16 protein-coding genes and 2 pseudogenes are annotated in these 17,506 nt (G+C 69.1%); 9 read left to right on the forward strand and 9 right to left on the reverse strand.

Annotated features, from left to right (window positions below):
• The first annotated feature begins 57 nt into the window (after positions 1-57).
• Together ACZZ98_RS02940 and ACZZ98_RS02945 are read left to right on the forward strand one after the other, a co-directional pair.
• Complete coding sequence (locus ACZZ98_RS02940; RefSeq protein ID WP_463514868.1) at positions 58-543, forward strand: SigE family RNA polymerase sigma factor; 486 nt, start codon at positions 58-60, stop codon at positions 541-543.
• Positions 536-1,543, forward strand: coding sequence for a hypothetical protein (locus ACZZ98_RS02945; RefSeq protein ID WP_463514869.1), 1,008 nt, complete (start codon positions 536-538; stop codon positions 1,541-1,543). Before ACZZ98_RS02940 ends, ACZZ98_RS02945 begins: the two co-directional genes overlap by 8 nt.
• Before the next feature lie 18 nt (positions 1,544-1,561).
• On the opposite strand, the gene ACZZ98_RS02950 is transcribed toward ACZZ98_RS02945, so the two are convergent.
• The 3 genes from ACZZ98_RS02950 to ACZZ98_RS02960 form a co-directional block, all read right to left on the reverse strand.
• Positions 1,562-1,966: a VOC family protein gene (locus ACZZ98_RS02950; RefSeq protein ID WP_463514870.1), complete on the reverse strand. Its 405-nt coding sequence runs from the start codon at positions 1,964-1,966 to the stop codon at positions 1,562-1,564.
• 24 nt (positions 1,967-1,990) lie between these two features.
• Positions 1,991-2,533, reverse strand: a complete 543-nt coding sequence (locus ACZZ98_RS02955; RefSeq protein WP_463514871.1) for a MaoC family dehydratase — start codon at positions 2,531-2,533, stop codon at positions 1,991-1,993.
• Between the two features lie 163 nt (positions 2,534-2,696).
• Positions 2,697-3,617 carry a type IV toxin-antitoxin system AbiEi family antitoxin domain-containing protein gene (locus ACZZ98_RS02960; RefSeq protein WP_463514872.1) on the reverse strand — a complete coding sequence of 307 codons (921 nt, stop codon included), beginning with the start codon at positions 3,615-3,617 and terminating at the stop codon, positions 2,697-2,699.
• 147 nt (positions 3,618-3,764) lie between these two features.
• Here ACZZ98_RS02960 and glpK point away from each other — a divergent pair.
• Positions 3,765-5,280 (forward strand): annotated as a pseudogene (gene glpK / locus ACZZ98_RS02965) (glycerol kinase GlpK).
• Between the two features lie 28 nt (positions 5,281-5,308).
• Here the strand turns inward: glpK and ACZZ98_RS02970 are convergent.
• The gene (locus tag ACZZ98_RS02970; protein ID WP_463514873.1) at positions 5,309-6,199 is read right to left on the reverse strand and encodes a serine hydrolase; all 891 of its coding nucleotides are present in this window, start codon (positions 6,197-6,199) and stop codon (positions 5,309-5,311) included.
• 42 nt (positions 6,200-6,241) lie between these two features.
• Between ACZZ98_RS02970 and ACZZ98_RS02975 the strand changes: the two are divergent.
• Positions 6,242-7,949, forward strand: a pseudogene (locus ACZZ98_RS02975) (glycerol-3-phosphate dehydrogenase/oxidase).
• 78 nt (positions 7,950-8,027) lie between these two features.
• Here ACZZ98_RS02975 and ACZZ98_RS02980 read toward each other — a convergent pair.
• Positions 8,028-9,059: a DUF2332 domain-containing protein gene (locus ACZZ98_RS02980; protein WP_463514874.1), complete on the reverse strand. Its 1,032-nt coding sequence runs from the start codon at positions 9,057-9,059 to the stop codon at positions 8,028-8,030.
• 18 nt (positions 9,060-9,077) lie between these two features.
• Between ACZZ98_RS02980 and ACZZ98_RS02985 the strand changes: the two genes are divergently transcribed.
• The 3 genes from ACZZ98_RS02985 to ACZZ98_RS02995 all read left to right on the forward strand — a co-directional run bounded on the left by ACZZ98_RS02985 (position 9,078) and on the right by ACZZ98_RS02995 (position 12,177).
• Positions 9,078-10,577: an aminopeptidase P family protein gene (locus ACZZ98_RS02985; protein ID WP_463514875.1), complete on the forward strand. Its 1,500-nt coding sequence runs from the start codon at positions 9,078-9,080 to the stop codon at positions 10,575-10,577.
• A gap of 102 nt (positions 10,578-10,679) precedes the next feature.
• Positions 10,680-11,807 (forward strand): M48 family metalloprotease, encoded by a 1,128-nt coding sequence (locus ACZZ98_RS02990; RefSeq protein ID WP_463514876.1) that lies wholly within the window; start codon positions 10,680-10,682, stop codon positions 11,805-11,807.
• Between the two features lie 73 nt (positions 11,808-11,880).
• Positions 11,881-12,177 carry a hypothetical protein gene (locus ACZZ98_RS02995; RefSeq protein WP_463514877.1) on the forward strand — a complete coding sequence of 99 codons (297 nt, stop codon included), beginning with the start codon at positions 11,881-11,883 and terminating at the stop codon, positions 12,175-12,177.
• Here the strand turns inward: ACZZ98_RS02995 and ACZZ98_RS03000 are convergent.
• Positions 12,164-12,910 carry a PIG-L deacetylase family protein gene (locus tag ACZZ98_RS03000; RefSeq protein ID WP_463514878.1) on the reverse strand — a complete coding sequence of 249 codons (747 nt, stop codon included), beginning with the start codon at positions 12,908-12,910 and terminating at the stop codon, positions 12,164-12,166. The two genes, ACZZ98_RS02995 and ACZZ98_RS03000, sit on opposite strands and share 14 nt — an antisense overlap.
• Positions 12,911-12,978: 68 nt before the next feature.
• Positions 12,979-13,557: a YflT domain-containing protein gene (locus tag ACZZ98_RS03005; protein WP_463514879.1), complete on the reverse strand. Its 579-nt coding sequence runs from the start codon at positions 13,555-13,557 to the stop codon at positions 12,979-12,981.
• Positions 13,558-13,752: 195 nt separating this feature from the next.
• Between ACZZ98_RS03005 and ACZZ98_RS03010 the strand changes: the two genes are divergently transcribed.
• Positions 13,753-14,106, forward strand: coding sequence for a hypothetical protein (locus tag ACZZ98_RS03010; protein WP_463514880.1), 354 nt, complete (start codon positions 13,753-13,755; stop codon positions 14,104-14,106).
• Between the two features lie 11 nt (positions 14,107-14,117).
• Here ACZZ98_RS03010 and ACZZ98_RS03015 read toward each other — a convergent pair whose 3' ends face one another.
• Positions 14,118-15,332: an acyl-CoA dehydrogenase family protein gene (locus ACZZ98_RS03015; protein ID WP_463514881.1), complete on the reverse strand. Its 1,215-nt coding sequence runs from the start codon at positions 15,330-15,332 to the stop codon at positions 14,118-14,120.
• 164 nt (positions 15,333-15,496) lie between these two features.
• Positions 15,497-16,411 (reverse strand): hypothetical protein, encoded by a 915-nt coding sequence (locus ACZZ98_RS03020; protein WP_463514882.1) that lies wholly within the window; start codon positions 16,409-16,411, stop codon positions 15,497-15,499.
• A gap of 230 nt (positions 16,412-16,641) precedes the next feature.
• Between ACZZ98_RS03020 and ACZZ98_RS03025 the strand changes: the two genes are divergently transcribed.
• On the forward strand, positions 16,642-17,502 hold the full coding sequence (locus ACZZ98_RS03025; protein WP_463514883.1) for a serine protein kinase RIO: 861 nt from the start codon (positions 16,642-16,644) through the stop codon (positions 17,500-17,502).
• Positions 17,503-17,506 lie beyond the last annotated feature (4 nt).

Genomic DNA, 17,506 nt, shown 5'->3' on the forward strand with positions numbered 1-17,506 from the left:
GTATCAGGGGCGTCCGGTTCGATGGGTCGAGAAGGGGTGGTGTGGTGACCAGGCGTGATGACGGGTCGTTCGACGAGTTCATGCACTCGAGCTTCTCCACGGCTGCTGCGGCTGGCATGGCTGCTCACGGGCGGCGCGTCGAGCGCCGAGGACCTCGTCCAGGAGACCCTCGAGCGCGTCTACGTGGCGTGGCCGCGGATCGAGGCAGGCGGGACGCACAACTACGCCCGCCGGGTCCTCGTCAACCTCCACACCGACTCCCACCGGCGTCGCTGGCGCGAGGACCTCACCTCCGAGGTGCCCGAGACCGGGCAGCCGGACCGCTCCGACTCGGTCGCCCTCGCCGACCAGCTGACCGCGGCCCTCGCCCAGCTCCCCGTGCGCGAACGCCAGTGCGTCGTCCTGCGGCACCACGCCGACCTCTCCGAGCGCGACGCCGCCGACGCCCTGGGTATCAGCACGGGCACGGTCAAGTCCTCGACCTCTCGCGGCCTCGCCCGCCTGCGCACGCTGCTCGCCACCGAAGGAGTTCGTCATGTCTGATCCTCTGCTCGAGCTGCTGGCGGCTCCTCCGAACCCCTCGATGTCCGTCGACGAGACTGCGGTGTATGCCGGTGGGCGCCGTCGCCTGCGGCGAAGGGCCTTGCGGCGCACCGCCGGTGGCCTGATCGGGATCGTCGGTGCCGCGGCCGTCGCGTTCGGTGCAGTGGGCGCCGGACTCCACAACGACGCCCTCCCTGCCAACCCCTCGCCACCCACCCGCACGGCAGCCGAGCTCTTCGACGGACGGTTCGTCGTGGGCACGTCCGATGTGGCCGGCTCGACCAGCATCACCTTCTCCACCGTCGTGAACGGACGTTCCAGGCTCCTCGGCGGGACGGATCCTTCACCCAACGCCGTCCGGTTCTTCCCCGGGGACGCGGGACAGACTCCCCGGGACATGGGCGACGGGACCATCGTGGGCACCGCCCCCGCCACCGCGACGGCGTTCCTCACACACGGCGCTTCGAGTCGAGGTGGCTCGACGATGGACCACCAGCCGATCCCGGGATCCGACTACCAGGCCGTGGCAATCGACTACGAGAACTTCCACGACATCAGCGGCTACATCACGACGTACTGGCGCGATGGCAAGGGGACCGTGCGGGACGGCGCAGGAACGGTCATCCCGGCAGGAACAATTCCCGGCTCGACAGACGTCGCGTTCGTCGATCGGCCCCGGGGCCAGCTGGGCATCTTCGGCAGCGAGGGCACCAGCACCCTGCGCCCGCTGTCAGCGTCCGGTCCTACGGTCACGGGCCGTCAGGACGGCAAGGGCACGTGGAGCGTGCGCGCCACAGCTGTCCTTCCGGTGGGCGCGAGTGATCCCTCCTTCACCTGGAAGACCGGCACCGGGGCCGCTCCCGTGCTTGTCTCCCTTGGCCAGACCGCTGTCGTGGCCTCGGCGACAGCCACTGCTCCCGCCTCGAGTGCCTTCCCGGCCGTCACTTCGGTGAGCTGGACCGATGCGGCGGGCACACGGCATACCGACGAGGTGAAGTGAGCCCTCGCCCACGGTGAGTCACACCACGAGGTGGGCGTAGTTGTCCGGTCGCTCCGACTCGCTGCGCAGGATGCAGAACTCGTTGCCCTCGGGGTCGAGGAGCGTGGCCCAGCCACCGTCGGGCTTGCGCAGGTCCTGGTGCATCGTCGCCCCATGAGCGAGCAGGCGCTCGACCTCCTCGTCCCGGCTGCGGTCCGTGGGGGTGAGGTCAAGGTGGAGCCGGTTCTTGGTCGTCTTGCCCTCGGGCACCTCGATGAAGAGCACCCGCTGGCGCCCGTCAGGACTGAAGATCATGCACTCCTCGTGACCGGGGAGGTTCGGGTCCTGCGGGTCCTCCGACCAGCCGAGCACCTCGCTCCACCAGTGGGACTGGGCGTGCGCGTCGCGGGAGTCGATGGTCGTGTGCGAGATCCGTGAGGTCATGCCTGCCAGCGTGGCAGGACGAGCTCAGTGCGTGCCAGCGGATTCCGGGCCGCTCCAGTTCCTGTCCGGCTGCGGGACCGGGCGGCCGGGCTGCTCGCCGCCTCGCGCCTCGAGGTAGCTGTCCTTGGGAACCATGACCTTGCGGCGGAAGATGCAGACGACCTTGCCGTCCTGGTTGTAGCCGATCGTCTCCACGTGCACGACGCCGCGGTCGTCCTTGGAGGAGGACTCCCGCTTGTCGATGACGCGTGTCTCTCCATAGAGGGTGTCGCCGTGGAAGGTGGGGGCGACGTGACGCAGCGACTCGACCTCGAGGTTGGCGATCGCCTTGCCGCTGATGTCCGGCACGGACATGCCGAGCAGGATCGAGTAGACGTAGTTGCCCACGACGACGTTCTTGCCGAACTGAGTCGTCTCCTGCGCGTAGTGCGCGTCGAGGTGCAGCGGGTGGTGGTTCATGGTGAGCAGGCTGAAGAGATGGTCGTCGTACTCGGTGACCGTCTTCCCGGGCCAGTGCTTGTAGGTCGCTCCGACCTCGAACTCCTCATAGCTGCGTCCGAACTGCATGACGCCCATCCTTGCGTGCCGCTCGCTCGGACACAGCACGTATGACGCGTGCGTTCCCTCACAGGGGCCGGCCACCTCACGTGTCGGGCGCCTATGACGCAGAAGTCTCAAAGTGTGCGTGTTGCAACACGTGCGGTCCGAGATTGCCGCGCCACGGGTGGGGTCATGCGGTCGCGACTCCGGCCCGGGCCAGGGCGCGACGCAGCATCTCGGCGACTTGCGCGGGGTTCCCCAGTTCGGCCCACGTGAGCCGGACGACCACGTAGCCCAAGGCACGGAGCCGGTCCTCGCGGCGTTTCTCGGCAGCGAGCGCGGCTCGCCCGTCCGCGCCGGCATACTTCTGCAGCCCGTCGAACTCCACGACGACCCTGCCCTCGACGAGGAAGTCGACCTTGGCGACGAAGTCCTCGCCATCGCAGATGACGATCTGGCTGCGCCACGCGAGTCCCAGGTCGTGGAGGAGCAGCCGGGTTCTGCTCTCGCCCGGTGAGTCGCATCTCGGGTCGGCCAAGGTCAGTAGCGTCCTGCCGAGGGAGCGAGCGGACTTGGGGGCGAGCAGTGAGAGCGCCGCAACCACGTCGTCGAGGGCGCAGAGCTTGCGCCTCAGAGCCGCATCGAGGGGGACCAGTGCCGACTCCAGCCCGGAGCGCAGGAGGACCTGCACGATGGCGTGCTCGATTCTGACGCACCGGACGCCCTCGATAGTCACGGCCTCAAGGTGGCCCGGTTGGACGCGCAAGCCGGCCACCAGCCGCACGCGGCTGACCGGTGACTGCACGTCCACTAGGTCGAGGCGGACTCCGTGCAAGGGCAGATGGCGCAGCGCGAGCGCCGCCTGGTGGGAGGCGACATCATCCCCGGGCCGCGACCTGAGCACCGCCTTGGTCCTCAACCGAAGCGACTCCTCGTGCTCGGCCTGCCGCCACATCTCGCCGAGGACGTAGGCGCCTCGCCGCACGCGCGCGAGATCGCCACTCACGACGAGGGCGCGCAGGGACGGGTCGTCCACATCCACGGATCGGGCGTCGGCCGTCGAGAGAACTCCACCGTTGGCCTCGGCAAGCATCAGCAGTCGTGGGTCCATCACCACATCGTGATCGATCCGGACACATCGGCCTCGGCGTCATCCACAGGCGCCGAAGCGATCGGCGCCCACGACGACGCAGAAATCTCGGATCGCGCGCCTTGCAACACGTTCGACTCGAGATTTCTGCGTCATAGGCTGCACGCCATGGCGGACTTCATCGGAGCAGTCGACCAGGGCACGACGAGCACGCGCTTCATGGTCTTCGACCACGACGGGCGTGAGGTCGCGCGGCACCAGCTGGAGCACCAGCAGGTTCTCCCCAGGCCCGGCTGGGTCGAGCACAACCCCCTCGAGATCTGGGACCGCACCCAGACGGTCATCGGTAGCGCACTGGCGACCGCCGGCCTCGCCACCACCGACCTTGCCGCCATCGGCATCACCAACCAGCGTGAGACGGCGATCGTGTGGGACCGGCGCACCGGCCGCCCCTACTACAACGCGATCGTGTGGCAGGACACCCGCACCGACTCGATCGCCAAGGCCCTCGATGCCGACGAGCGCGGCCAGACGATCCGGCACAAGGCCGGGCTCCCCCCGGCGACCTACTTCTCCGCCGGCAAGATCCAGTGGATCCTCGAGCACGTCGAGGGGGTGCGCGAGGCGGCCGAGCGCGGAGACGCGATCTTCGGGACGCTCGACACCTGGTTGGTGTGGAACCTCACCGGCGGCCCCCGGGGCGGGGTGCACGCCACGGACGTCACCAACGCCAGTCGCACGATGCTCATGGACCTCACGACGCTCGACTGGGACGACGAGCTGCTCGGCTTCTTCGAGATCCCGCGTCAGATGCTCCCGGAGATCCACGCGAGCAGTGACGACACGGCATACGGGAAGACGTCCGGCGAGCGGGGCACGGCCAACGTGCCGATCACCGGCGTCCTCGGCGACCAGCAGGCTGCGACCGTCGGCCAGGTCTGCTTCGAGCCCGGCGAGGCCAAGAACACCTACGGCACCGGCAACTTCCTCCTCCTCAACACCGGCACCGAGCTGGTCCGCAGCACCAACGGGCTCCTCACGACGGTCGCCTACCAGCTCGCCGGAGCGGAGCCGGTCTATGCGCTCGAAGGGTCGATCGCGGTCACCGGCAGCGCCGTGCAGTGGTTGCGCGACCAGCTCGGCATCATCTCGGGCGCCTCCGAGGTCGAGACGCTGGCCGCCCAGGTGGACGACAGCGGTGGCGTCTACTTCGTTCCGGCCTTCAGCGGGCTCTTTGCTCCCTACTGGCGCAGCGACGCGCGCGGGGCCATCGTCGGCCTGTCCCGGTTCAACACCAACGCCCACCTGGCGCGCGCCACGCTGGAGGCGATCTGCTACCAGAGCCGCGACGTCGCCGACGCGATGACGGCGGACTCTGGGGTCAGGATCGAGACACTGCGCGTGGACGGTGGAGTGACGGCCAACCGCCTCTGCATGCAGCTCCAGGCCGACATCCTCGGAGTCCCGGTGAGCAAGCCGGTCGTCGCCGAGACGACCGCGCTCGGAGCTTGCGTATGCCGCGGGGCTGGCCACCGGCTTCTGGGCGGGCACCGACGAGCTGCGGGCGAAGTGGGCGGAGGACCAGCGATGGGAGCCGCAGTGGTCCGACGAACAACGGCGGGACGGGTATGCCGGGTGGCGCAAGGCTGTGGGTCGCACCCTTGACTGGGTCGAGGTCGACTGAGACGCCACCCAGCCCGGCTGATCAGGAGTCAGAGAGGCAGGGCGAGCGCCTCGTGGACGATCTTCGAGAGACCACTGATGGTCTCCTTGCCATAGCGGAAGCCTTGCGGGCTGCGCGTGAGGATCGCCATCGTGTGGCTGCGCCCGTCCCCGACGACGCGACCAATCGAGTTGAGCCGGTAGCCGTCCGGCAACGGTCCCCAGCCGTTCTTGGTCTCCGTGTAGACGCCGTCCGAGAGCGGCGGGTCCGCCACACCCCACCGCTGCGCCGTCACCACACCGGCCATGAGGTGGCGGATGTAGGCACGATGACCCGCGTGGATGACCGACGTCCCCAACGCGATCGCGTCGAGGAGCGTCACGAGGTCGTCCGGGGTGGTGGTGCTGTAGCCCCACCAACCACCCGCGGACCCGCCCTTGACCTCCGTGCCCTTGAGACCGAGGTCGACCGCCGCACGCTGGACGTTGCTGGTGTCCACCCAGGCCAGGAGCGAGTCGGTCGCGACGTTGTCGCTGGACTGGATCATCCGGCGGGCCCGCTTGTGCTGCTCGTCGGTGAGGTCCTTGGCGTCCTCCTGAGACTTGCGCAGGCAGGCGACGAGGATGAGGACCTTGATGGTGCTGAGCGACTCGTTGGTGAAGGAGCGCCAGGCGAACCGTTGCCCGCTCCGCAGGTCGTGCACGACGAGGCCCATGGTGCCGCCGCGGGCATCACGATGGGCGTCCAGGCGGGCGGTGAGTGCCGCACGGTCGACGGTCGCACTCGGGAGTGCCGGCGCGGACGAGGCGGCAAGCTTGGTGCTGGTCGTGGACCCCGGTGCGGTCGCCCTGGCCGCAACCCACATCGGGACGCCCACGCCGACGAGCGCGAGGGTGGAGTCGACAACGACCCTGCGGGTCACCGGGCGAGGACTGGACATGCACCGAGGGTAGGCCGAGCGAGCGATCTATGCTTCATTCCCGTGACCCTTTCACCTGCGGCGCGCGTGTCCACCCTCGAACGACTCCGTTCGGGCGAGGAGCTCGACGTCCTCGTGGTCGGAGGCGGAGTCGTTGGTTGTGGTGCAGCGCTCGACGCGGTGACCCGCGGCCTGTCCACCGGCCTCATCGAGGCCCGGGACTACGCCAGCGGCACGAGCTCCCGCTCGAGCAAGCTCATCCACGGAGGGCTGCGCTATCTCGAGATGCTCGACTTCGGGCTCGTCCACGAGGCCCTCCAGGAGCGACGCCTCCTCCTGACCGTCATCGCGCCCCACCTCGTGCGCCCCGTGCCGTTCATGTATCCGCTGAGCAAGCCGGCGTGGGAGCGCTTCTATGTCGGCTCCGGCATCGCGCTCTACGACGGCCTGGCCTTCGGCGTGCGACAGACGGCCGGGCTCCCCCGCCACCGCCACCTCGGCAAGAAGGCCGCCTTGCGCCTCATGCCAAGCCTGCGTCCCGACGCGTTGACGGGTGCGATCCAGTACCACGACGCCCAGGTCGACGACGCCCGCTTCGTCCTCGAGCTGGCCCGCACCGCGGCCATGCACGGGGCGCACGTCGTCAACCGGGTCGCGGCGGTCGGCCTCCTGCGGTCCGAGGACGGTGAGCGCGTCATCGGCGTGCGGGCCCGGGACCACCAGAGCGGGGAGGAGTTCGACATCCACGCGCGCCGAGTCATCGCAGCGGCTGGTGTCTGGACCGACGAGATCCAGTCGATGGTCGGCGACGACGGCCCACTCAAGGTGCGGTCGAGCAAGGGCATCCACCTCGTCGTCCCCCGCGACCGGATCACGTCCGAGACCGGCATCATCCTGCGCACCGACAAGTCCGTGCTCTTCATCATCCCCTGGGACGAGCACTGGATCATCGGGACGACCGACACCGACTGGAGCCTCGACAAGGCCCACCCGGCCGCCACCTCGGCGGACATCGACTACCTCCTCGAGACGGTCAACTCCGTCCTCGTCACTCCGCTGACCCGTGACGACATCGACGGTGTCTATGCCGGCCTGCGTCCACTCATCTCCGGTGACGAGGAGGACGAGACGACCAAGCTTCTCGCGTGAGCACGTCGTCGCCACACCGGTTCCAGGGATCACCCTGGTCGCTGGTGGCAAGTACACGACCTATCGGATCATGGCCAAGGACGCCGTCGACGAGGCCGTCAAGGACTTCGGGAACGAGGTTGCCGAGTCCTCCACCGACAAGGTCCCCCTGGCCGGAGCCGTGGGCTGGGAATGGCTCAGCGAACGGCCCCAGATCCTCGCCCGCTCGGCTGGCATCGACCAGGAGCATGTCGAGACCCTCCTCGAGCGCTACGGCACGCTGACCAAGGAGCTGCTGGCACTCATCAACGCCCAGCCCGTGCTGGGCGAGCTGCTTCCCGGCGGGGAGACGCACCTCAAGGCCGAGATCGTGTATGCCGCCGCCACCGAGGGTGCGGTGCACCTCACCGACATCCTCACGCGGCGCACCCGCATCTCCATCGAGGCCCGCGACCGTGGCCTCAGCGCCGCCCCGCACGCCGCGGCGCTCGCAGCGCCGATCCTCGGGTGGGACGAGGCCCGCGTGTCCCAGGAGATCGACATCTACCACCGACGGGTGGAGGCGGAGATGTCGAGCCAGACGATGCCCGACGACGAGAGCGCCGACCAGGCGCGCCGCCTCGCCCCCGACGCCGCCCTCTGACCCTTGCGTGAGTTTCTCACCCAATTCCCCCGTTTCAGACATGTGTGAAAACGGGGGAATTGGGTGAGAAACTCACGGTCAGGAGCCGAGCACCAGGGGTGGGCCGTGGTGGGTGCAGTGGCCGATGACGTCGTCGTCGACCTCGATCTGCGGCTGCCACGAACCGGTGGCTGGCAGCGGATGCGGATCCTCGAGGGCAACTCGGACCAGCGGCATTCGTGACCTCGCCTCGTGGATGGCGGCGAGCATCGCGGCATACTCGGCGGCCGGCCAGTACTGCCGGGTGATCGAGTGCCACACGACGGTGAGCACTCCGTCTGGCGCCGGGGCGGCCAGCTGGTCGCGCACCCACTCGGCCGCCGAGGCGCGGTCGATGACCACCGGGTGCTCGCGCAATGTCGCGAGGGCCGCCACGAGGCGGCCGTCGCGCTCGGGCATGTGCGGCCAGATGAACGAGCGCAGGTGCGCCTCGCCCTCCGCAGTCGTGGCATCGAACGGCTCGAGGTCACAACCGCGCCGCTCGACGACCTCAAGTTCGGCCGGCGCGAAGCCCGGTGCGCCACAACCGTCGAGGACCAGCCGGGCACCGGTCGGCCCAGCGGCCCAGCCGCCACCCTCGAACCGGAACCGGTCGACGAGCAGGTTGAGACCTGCAGATGCGCCCGGCTCGAGCAGCCTCACCCGACGGATCCCGGTGCGCCGCACGGCTTCTGACAGACCGGCGAGCAGCGCGACCGCGCGTCCCACCTCGTTGGTCTGGGGCGCGACGGCCAGTGCCGACCTCAGCTCGGCCACGTGGGCACGCAGCACCGGCTCGAGAGCCGGCCACACGGCATACCGGTCCGCCGTGCCACCCACAGAGGGATAGAACTGACCGAGATCGGGCGCGTCCCCACGCAGGACGACCCGGTGGATGCCGGCGAGCAGCCGCAGCTGCACCATGTCGCCGGGCGGCGCGTCGTCATACCCCTGCAGGATCTCTCGCACCACGCCCCCGCGCTCCCAGTCGGCAGCGAGGTGGCGGACCAGCACCCCGTAGAGATGGTCCGTGCTCTCACCGAAGTGGCTCCCCATCCGCTCACCCAAGGTGGCTCCGTCGTACGCACTCACCCGTGCCACGATAGGGGTGTGAGCGAAGAGCAGAAGCAAGCCGAGAACCGCGCCCGCCCGACGACCGAGGAGTTCCGCGGCTTCGTCCGTGAGGACTGGGCCGAGCGTCGACCGCAGGCCGCCGGCCGGGCACCGGCGGCGGAGTATGCCGCGGCTCGCCGTGCGCTGGTCAGTGCCGCCTTCCCGAAGCAGCGGCTCATCGTGCCCGCCGGCGGCCTCAAGGTGCGCAGCAACGACACCGACTACGTCTTCCGCCCCCACAGCGCCTTCGCACACCTCACCGGACTCGGTGCCGACCGTGAGCCCGACGCCGTGCTCGTGCTCGAGCCGACCGGCGACGGTCACGAGGCGATCCTCTACTTCCGCCCCCTCGGCGAGCGCGACAGCGACGACTTCTTCGCGGACGCCCGCTACGGCGAGTTCTGGGTCGGTGCGCGCCCCAGCCTGGCCGACCTCGAGCTCGAGCTCGGACTGACGGCTCGGCACATCGACGAGTTCGAGGCGGCTGCCGCGAAGGACGCCGGCGAGGTCATCGTCCGCCTGGTTCGTGACGCCGACCGCGACCTCACCCGGGCGCTCGACTCCGCGCGCGTCGAGAACGGCGCTGCCGAGGAGTCCCTCGTCGAGAGCGACGACGCGCTGGCGCATGCCCTGTCGGTGCTGCGCCTGACCAAGGACGAGTTCGAGATCGAGCAGATGCGCGAGGCCGTCGCCGGCACCCACGTCGGGTTCGAGGCCGTCATCGCCGAGCTCACCACGGCGGTCGAGCTCGGCCGCGGGGAGCGGTGGATCGAGGGCATCTTCGGCCTCCACGCACGACACCAGGGCAACGGAGTCGGCTACGACTCGATTGCCGCGGCGGGCGACCACGCCAACACGCTGCACTGGATCAGGAACACCGGTGACGTCGCCGACGGCGACCTGGTCCTGCTCGACGCCGGGGTCGAGGTGGACTCCCTCTACACCGCCGACATCACCCGCACCCTTCCCGTGAGCGGCACCTTCACCGACGCCCAGCGCGAGATCTACGACGCCGTGTATGCCGCGCAGGAGGCCGGGATCGCTGCGGCCCGGCCGGGGGCCAAGTTCTCCGACATCCACGCCGCGGCCATTCGCGTCATCGCCGAACACCTGCACGCGTGGGGACTGCTGCCCGAGGGCGTGTCAGTCGACGACACGTTGGACACCGAGCACGGCCAGTACCACCGCCGCTGGATGGTGCACGGCACGTCACACCACCTCGGCCTCGACGTGCACGACTGCGCCCTCGCGACGCGCGCCGAGTATATGGACGCCGAGCTGACGCCAGGCATGGTGCTCACCGTCGAGCCCGGCCTCTACTTCAAGGCCGACGACCTCAAGGTGCCCGAGAGGTTCCGTGGCATCGGGGTGCGCATCGAGGACGACATCGTCATCACGCAGGACGGCAACGAGAACCTCTCCGCCGCCATGCCCCGCTCGAGCGCCGACGTCGAGGCCTGGATCGCAGACGTCCGCGAGGAGAACGCCGACGTCTGACCGGGTCCTCCCCCGCGTGGCTGTCGCCTTTCGCTCTCGTCCTCGGCCCGTCGCTCCCGTCGTTCCGCTGCGCTCACGCAGGCCGAATGGCAGCATTCCGCCATGCGCACGTTTCGCGCAGGGGGATCCCTGCTTCTTCTTGCCCTCTTCCCGGTGCTCGTCACCGTTCTCGTCGTCGGACTGGGTTGGTTGGTCTACTTCGCCTTCACGAGCAGCCGCGGCTTCGCCGGCGCCAAGCTGCTGCTCGTCGTCGTGCCCTTCGCCTATGCCGTCGTCGTCGCCATACGCCAGGTGCTCGGTGCACGCCCCAGCCCGGCCATCGGCCACGAGATCACGCGCACTGAGCACCCTCGGCTCTGGGAAGCCGCAGACTACGCCGCGAGCGGAGTCGGGACCGACCCCGCCGACCGCCTGGTCGTGGTCGCTGACGTCAACGCTGCCGTGACCCAGGCCGCTGGCCATCGCGAGTTGCTCATCGGCCTTCCCCTGCTCGCCACCCTGACCACGGGTGAGCTCAGGTCAGTCCTCGCACACGAGTTCGGCCACTTCGGCGCCGGCCACACCCGACTCACCGCCCTGACTTGGCGAGCACATGCACTGATGCACGAACTGGCTCAGAGCACGGAGGGTGCCATGGGGTGGGCCATGCGCAGCTACGCCAAGCTCGCCGGCCGAGTCACGGCGGCCTCCTCGCGGGACCACGAGTGGGAGGCCGACACGTATGCCGCGCGGCTCACCGACCCTGCGACCGCTGCGTCGGCGTTGCGGCGGGTCGTGGAAGCCGACCTGGGGATGAACGTCTACCTGCAGTCCCACTTCGCCCTCGCCGGCCCCGCCGCACGGCGAGCGCCGATCGCCGAAGGACTCATCAGGACCATGTCCGCTCGCAGCACCTTGATCTACAGCACGGCAGAGGAAGTCCTCCAGTCGGACTCCACCGGCAACTGGTCCGACACCCACCCGCCGATACGGGCTCGCATCGCGGCCTTCGAGGCGATGGCAACCAGCGCCGCGCCCTCCCCGGCCGACGGCGACACACCGGCATACGAACTTCTCGAGGGTGGGATCACGGCGTTCGACCCCATCGAGCTTCCGACTCACCGGCGACTCCGACCCCGTCGCCTCGTGGGACGAGGTCGTCGACCTCGCCGGGCGTGCGATCAGCACCGGACGCACCAACGCCTACCTGGACGAGACCGGCCTTCGCCCGAGAGCTCGCACCATCGGTGACGTCATCGCGCTCGCGCCCAGACCCGAGACCCGGGCCGCCTTCGCCCCCCTCGTCCCCTCGGATGTCCTGACGTTGCAGCGTGACGAGGTCGCCGGGCAGCAGGTCACGGACTTCGTCACGACCTCCATCGCGTCGACGTTGACCGCTTCGGGACTGGCCCGGTTCGTGGTCGACTGGAGCGAGCTGTGGGACCTTGTCCATGTCGACGGTCGCGAGATTCGGTTGCGTGACCTGGTCGCTGCGGTCGTCGTTGACCCTGCCAAGCTCGGCGAGCTGACGACGTACGTCAGTGACCTCGGCCTCGACCTCGACACACCGTTGCCGGGTGCCGCGCCCCAGACATCGTCCGAGGCCGTCAGCGGCGGTTGACGACGTCGAGCGCGACGGCGTGTGTCACACCGTCGGCCTGCGCTGCCTGGGCGCCCATCTCGAGGATCATCGGCACGAGCTGGTCCGGCTTCGGGAACTCGTCCGGCAACGCGGAGTTGTAGGCCGCGTGCTCCTCGAGGGACGCCACGGCCACCGCGACCTGGTCTCCGACGTCGACGTAGTGCGTCGGGTTCATCGACCCCGCGAACGCGAGCATCCCGACGTTCCACGGCTCGAAGCCCTCGTTGACGAGCTCGGGGAAGATCCACCGGTTGCCGGCGTCCGCCACGGCGTCGGCGCAGGCCAGTCCCACCGCCCGGTGGTCGGCCTGGTTGAGCATGCCCTGCACGAACCGGTTCCCGTAGTCGCCGGTGATGACGAATTCGGGCTTCCTGCGCCGGATCTCGCGGGCGATGTCGCGGCGCAGGTCCAGGGAGTACTCGACGTTCCCGTCCTTGTGGTTGCCGAAGTCCACCTCGGTGACCCCGACCACCGCGGCACTCGCGCGCTCCTCGGCCTCCCGCGCCGGACCCGCCTCGGCCGGGGACATCGTGTCGATGCCGGCCTCACCGCGGGTGAGCAGGAAGTAGGTGACCGTCTTGCCCGCCGCGGTCCACCTGGCGACGGCCGCGGCTGTGCCGTACTCGATGTCGTCGGGGTGGGCGACGACGCACAGGACCGAGGAGAAGTCCTCGGTCAGCGGTTCCAGCGGGGCGTTCCGGGGCGCATCCATGGCTCTCAGGCTAGACCTGCTGGCGGGCGTCCATCAGCCCGTTGCGCATCACCAGCCGAGCGGGACGGTCAGCCCGTCGCCGAAGTCCCGGGGTGGGTCCGGCGAGCCGCTTCTTGCGCCCGCTGCGCCTCTGCCTGAGCCGCTGCCATGGGGTCCATCTCGGCGATGAGCTCACGCCCACGGGTGGCGTGCCTGTGCTCGGTGAGCACTTCGTACTTCGTCGCGACGACCTGGGTCACGGACGTGAAGTCCCGCTGACCACCGGTGAGCGAGTAGCCGACCAGCGCCCAGATGGCACCGAACACGGACCCGAAGACCACCGTGGCGACGACGGAGGTCCACGAGAAGCCACTCGTGTCGAACAGCGCGAAGATCAGGCCGATGAGCAGTCCCAGCCAGGCGCCGGACAGCAGTCCACCGAGCAGGATGCGACTGCGCGTCAGGCGGCCCGTGACCCGCTCGAGCTGCTTGAGGTCGGTGCCGACGATGAGGACGTTCTCGACGGGGAACTCGTGGTCGGACAGGTAGTCCACGACCTTCTGCGCCGACGCATAGGTGTCGTGCACGCCGAGGGACATGGGGTACTCGAGGGACAGGATCCGGGCAGCGGCCGCGGGCCCGAGACCGCGCGTCGGTTGGGTGCTCATGACCTCAGTCTCCCACTTGGGACTGGACGACGGCTGTGAGGTGCCTGACCGGCATACGCCGGACGGCATGATGTGTCCATGGGAGGCGGCGGGCGCCAGGAAGGCGTATGGGTCGGTAGCGGGGCTTGGGGCGTCCCACGGTGGACCGCGATCTTGGCGGTCCTCGTCTGTGGGGTCGCAGCCGCTATCTCGGCAGTGACGATCTTCACGACCGACGAACCGATCGCGGAGAGCGGCGCGTTCCTGATGTTCCTCGGCGGGGCGGTGATCTTCCTGCCGACCTCTGTGTTCGGCCGACGCCGACCCCCAGGCGTCCGGACCCTGGCGATGGGGCTGCTGCTCTTCGCCGCATCAGGCGCCGCTGTGGTGTTTGCCGCACGGCTTGAGCCCCACGCGTTCATCTTCGACGGCCTTCGTGGCCAGATGATGCGCAGCACAGCACCCCTCCTCGCTCTGGCCTTCCTGGCGGCGGGCGGCTATCTGCTGCGCATGAGCTTCCGGAGGATCGAGCCGACGGACCACGAAGCACGGCACGCGGACGACGAGTAGCACCGACTGGCTCAGCGCTTGAGCGCGTACTCCTCCAACAGCCGGCGACCGATGATCATCTTCTGGATCTCGGCGGTGCCCTCACCGATGAGCAGCATCGGCGCTTCGCGGTACAGCCTCTCGATCTCGTACTCCTTGGAGTATCCGTAGCCGCCGTGGATGCGGAAGCACTGCTCCACGACGTCGTGGCAGTACTCGGCGGCGAGGTACTTGGCCATGCCGGCCTCGAGGTCGTTGCGCTGCCCGGCGTCCTTGATCCGTGCGGCCTTGACCATCATCTGGTGGCCGGCCTCGACCTTGGTCGCCATGTCGGCGAGGCGGAACATGATCGCCTGGTGCTGCGCGATCTGCTTGCCGAAGGTCTCGCGCTGCTGGGCGTAGGCGATGCCGAGCTCGAAGGCACGACGGGCGAGGCCACAGGCACGGGCGGCGACGTTGACGCGGCCGACCTCGACACCGTCCATCATCTGGTAGAAACCCTTGCCGGGCACCCCGCCGAGGATCTGCGCAGAGGTTGTCTCATGTCCCTCGAGGATGAGTTCGGTTGTGTCGACGCCCTTGTAGCCCATCTTGTCGATCTTGCCCGGCACCGTGACACCCGGTGCGGTCTGCCCGAAGCCGGGCTCCTTCTCGACGAGGAACGTCGTCATGTTCTTGTAGGGCGAGTCGGAGTCACCGAGGTCGGTCTTGACGAGAACGGCCACGAGGTTCGACGAACCACCATTGGTCAGCCACATCTTCTGGGCGTTGACCGTCCACTTCTGGTCCTCACCCTCCCCCTCGCCCGCGATCGCCTTGGACGTGATCGCGGCCACATCGGACCCCAGCCCCGGCTCCGACATCGAGAACGCGCCCCGGACCTCGCCGGTCGCCATGCGCGGGAGGTAGCGCTGCTTCTGCTCCTCGGTGCCGTGCTGCAGCAGCATGTAGGCCACGATGAAGTGCGTGTTGATGATGCCGGACACCGACATCCAGCCGCGGGCGATCTCCTCTACGCACAGCGCGTAGGTCAGCAGCGACTCCCCCAAGCCGCCGTACTCCTCCGGGATCATCAGCCCGAAGATCCCCATCTCCTTCATGCCCTCGACGATCTCGGTGGGGTACTCGTCAGCATGCTCGAGCTGCTGCGCCACCGGGAGGATCTGCTCCTCGACGAACTGCCGCACGAGCTTGATCAGCTCGCTCTGCTCGTCGGTGAGACCGTCAGTGCGCTGGAGCCGAGACATGCGTGGAAGCCACCTTCGTCGGGGGTGTGGACAGACCTTTCGAGTATGCCGTCCGCCCCCCTCCGCGCCCACCGATCCCGGGTGTGAGTCCCCCCACCCGAAACCGCCGGAGCCGGCACATCGAGTGGGCACACCCGATCTGCCGGCTCAGTGGCGACCCGAGGTCAGGGCAGGTCGACGAAGGGCTCGAGGAAGTCCCGCGCGCCCTCGGTGTCGAGCCGGTAGGTGACGTTGGTGGCGTAGCAGGGCCCGTCACCGGTGATCGTCGTCGAGGCGAGCACGAGCTCGCCGTCCAGCTCGACGAAGTTGGGTCCGCCCGAATCTCCGTAGCAGGCGCCGCCGAGACCTCGCGACGCGTTCATCGCCAGCCGGACCCAGGTCGGGTTGATCGCGTTGAGGTCGACCTTCGCCTTGAGCCGCTCACCACCGCCCGGGTGGGTGTGGCCGCCCGGGCCGCGCACCGCCTCGCTGGTGCCGTAGCCGACGGTCAGCCAGTCGGCGACGTCCAGCGCACGAGAACCCAGATCAGCGAGCTGGCCGGCCGTGGGCAGGGTGGCCGGGGTGAAGTCCCACACGTCCTGGGGTGTGACGTCCCAGTCGGCGAAGTCGACGACGCCGATGTCGTGGCTGTCGGCACCGTTGCCCGGGTAGGCGGGGTCCTGGTGCGGCGTACCCTCGACGATCCAGCCCTGGTCGAGGAAGTACTGGGTCTTGGTCTCGAGGTAGGCCTCGAGCGCTGCAGGGTCGGTCGGTCGTGGGCCGTGGTCGACGTCATAGGCATCGAGCAGGCCTTGGACGTCCTGCTCGAGGCTGACGAAGTAGCGGTCGTCGGGAAGCCCACCGGTCGTGCAGTGTGCTGCCGTGAGGTAGGTGTCGTCGTCGACCATCGTTCCGCTGCAGTACCAGGTGAGCCGGTCGAGGTAGCCGTCACCGTCACGGTCGTAGAGGCCGACGAACGCGCCGACCTCCGTGCGCTCCGGTGCCGGGGCCGAGTTGTAGGTGTTGATGGCTGCGGCTGGCGTGACCGCCATGAGGGCTGCAGCAACGACAGCGAGCGCTAGCAGGGCGGTGCGACGCATGGAAGTCCCTTTCGGCAGGAGGAGCGGCGCCTTCGACGTCACTCTCGAGGCTACGCCCGGCGGACCGGTCGCGGCGGAAATTCGGTGGCGCCCCTGTCACCGGATCTGGGACGCTGGTCCTCGACCGCACGGCATACGCCGCCATGCACCGACTCCGAGGAGGCACGACATGTCCACGACTGTCCTGGGCCGTTCCCGCGCCCTGCACCTTCTCTCCACGGAGTCCCACCATGCCCTTGCACGACAGCACCACCGAGTCACCGCTCTTCGCCACTGACAGCTCCCCCGACGCCCCGCCGGAGGGTGAGCGCTGGTCTTCCTGGGACGGTGCGATGCACGGCCCCACCCCCCGACCCGACTGGGTCATCACCGCCCTCGGCGCAGTCGAGGAGGACCTCGGCGTCCTCAAGACCGGCAAGGAGGCAGACGTCCACCTGGTCCGGCGCTGGGTCCCGAGCACCCTGACTGCCACGGCCACACCAGCCCGGGACAGCCTGCTTGCTGCCAAGAGATACCGCGGGAGTGAGAACCGGCTCTTCCACCGCGACGGCGGCTACCTCGAGGGCCGACGCGTCCGCAAGAGCCGCGAGACACGAGCGATGGCGCGTCGCACCGAGTTCGGGCGCGCCATGATCGCCGGTCAGTGGGCGGCCGCCGAGTTCGACGCGCTGGGTCGGCTCTGGGAGCTGGGCCTCCCGGTCCCCTATCCGGTGCAGCTCAGCGAGACCGAGATGCTCATGGAGTTCATCGGCGACGGGCGAACCGCTGCTCCTCGCCTCGTCCAGACCAAGCCGTCCACGGGCCTGCTGCCCCAGCTGTTCGAGGAGTTCCGCGACGTCGTCCTCACCCTCGCCGAGGAGGGCTGGGCGCACGGCGACCTCTCGCCCTACAACGTCCTCGTCCACCATGACCGGCTCGTCGTCATCGACTGGCCGCAGATCGTCGACGTGGTCGGCAACCCGCACGGCTTCGAGTTCCTCGAGCGCGACATCAGGGTGATGTGCGACTGGTTTCGCCGGCGCGGGCTCGACGTCGACGCCGACCTGCTCTTCGGGGACGCGGCGGCCCGTGCCGCAGGAAGCAGCTGGTGACTCG

Source organism: Knoellia sp. AC549 (genome assembly GCF_979258975.1).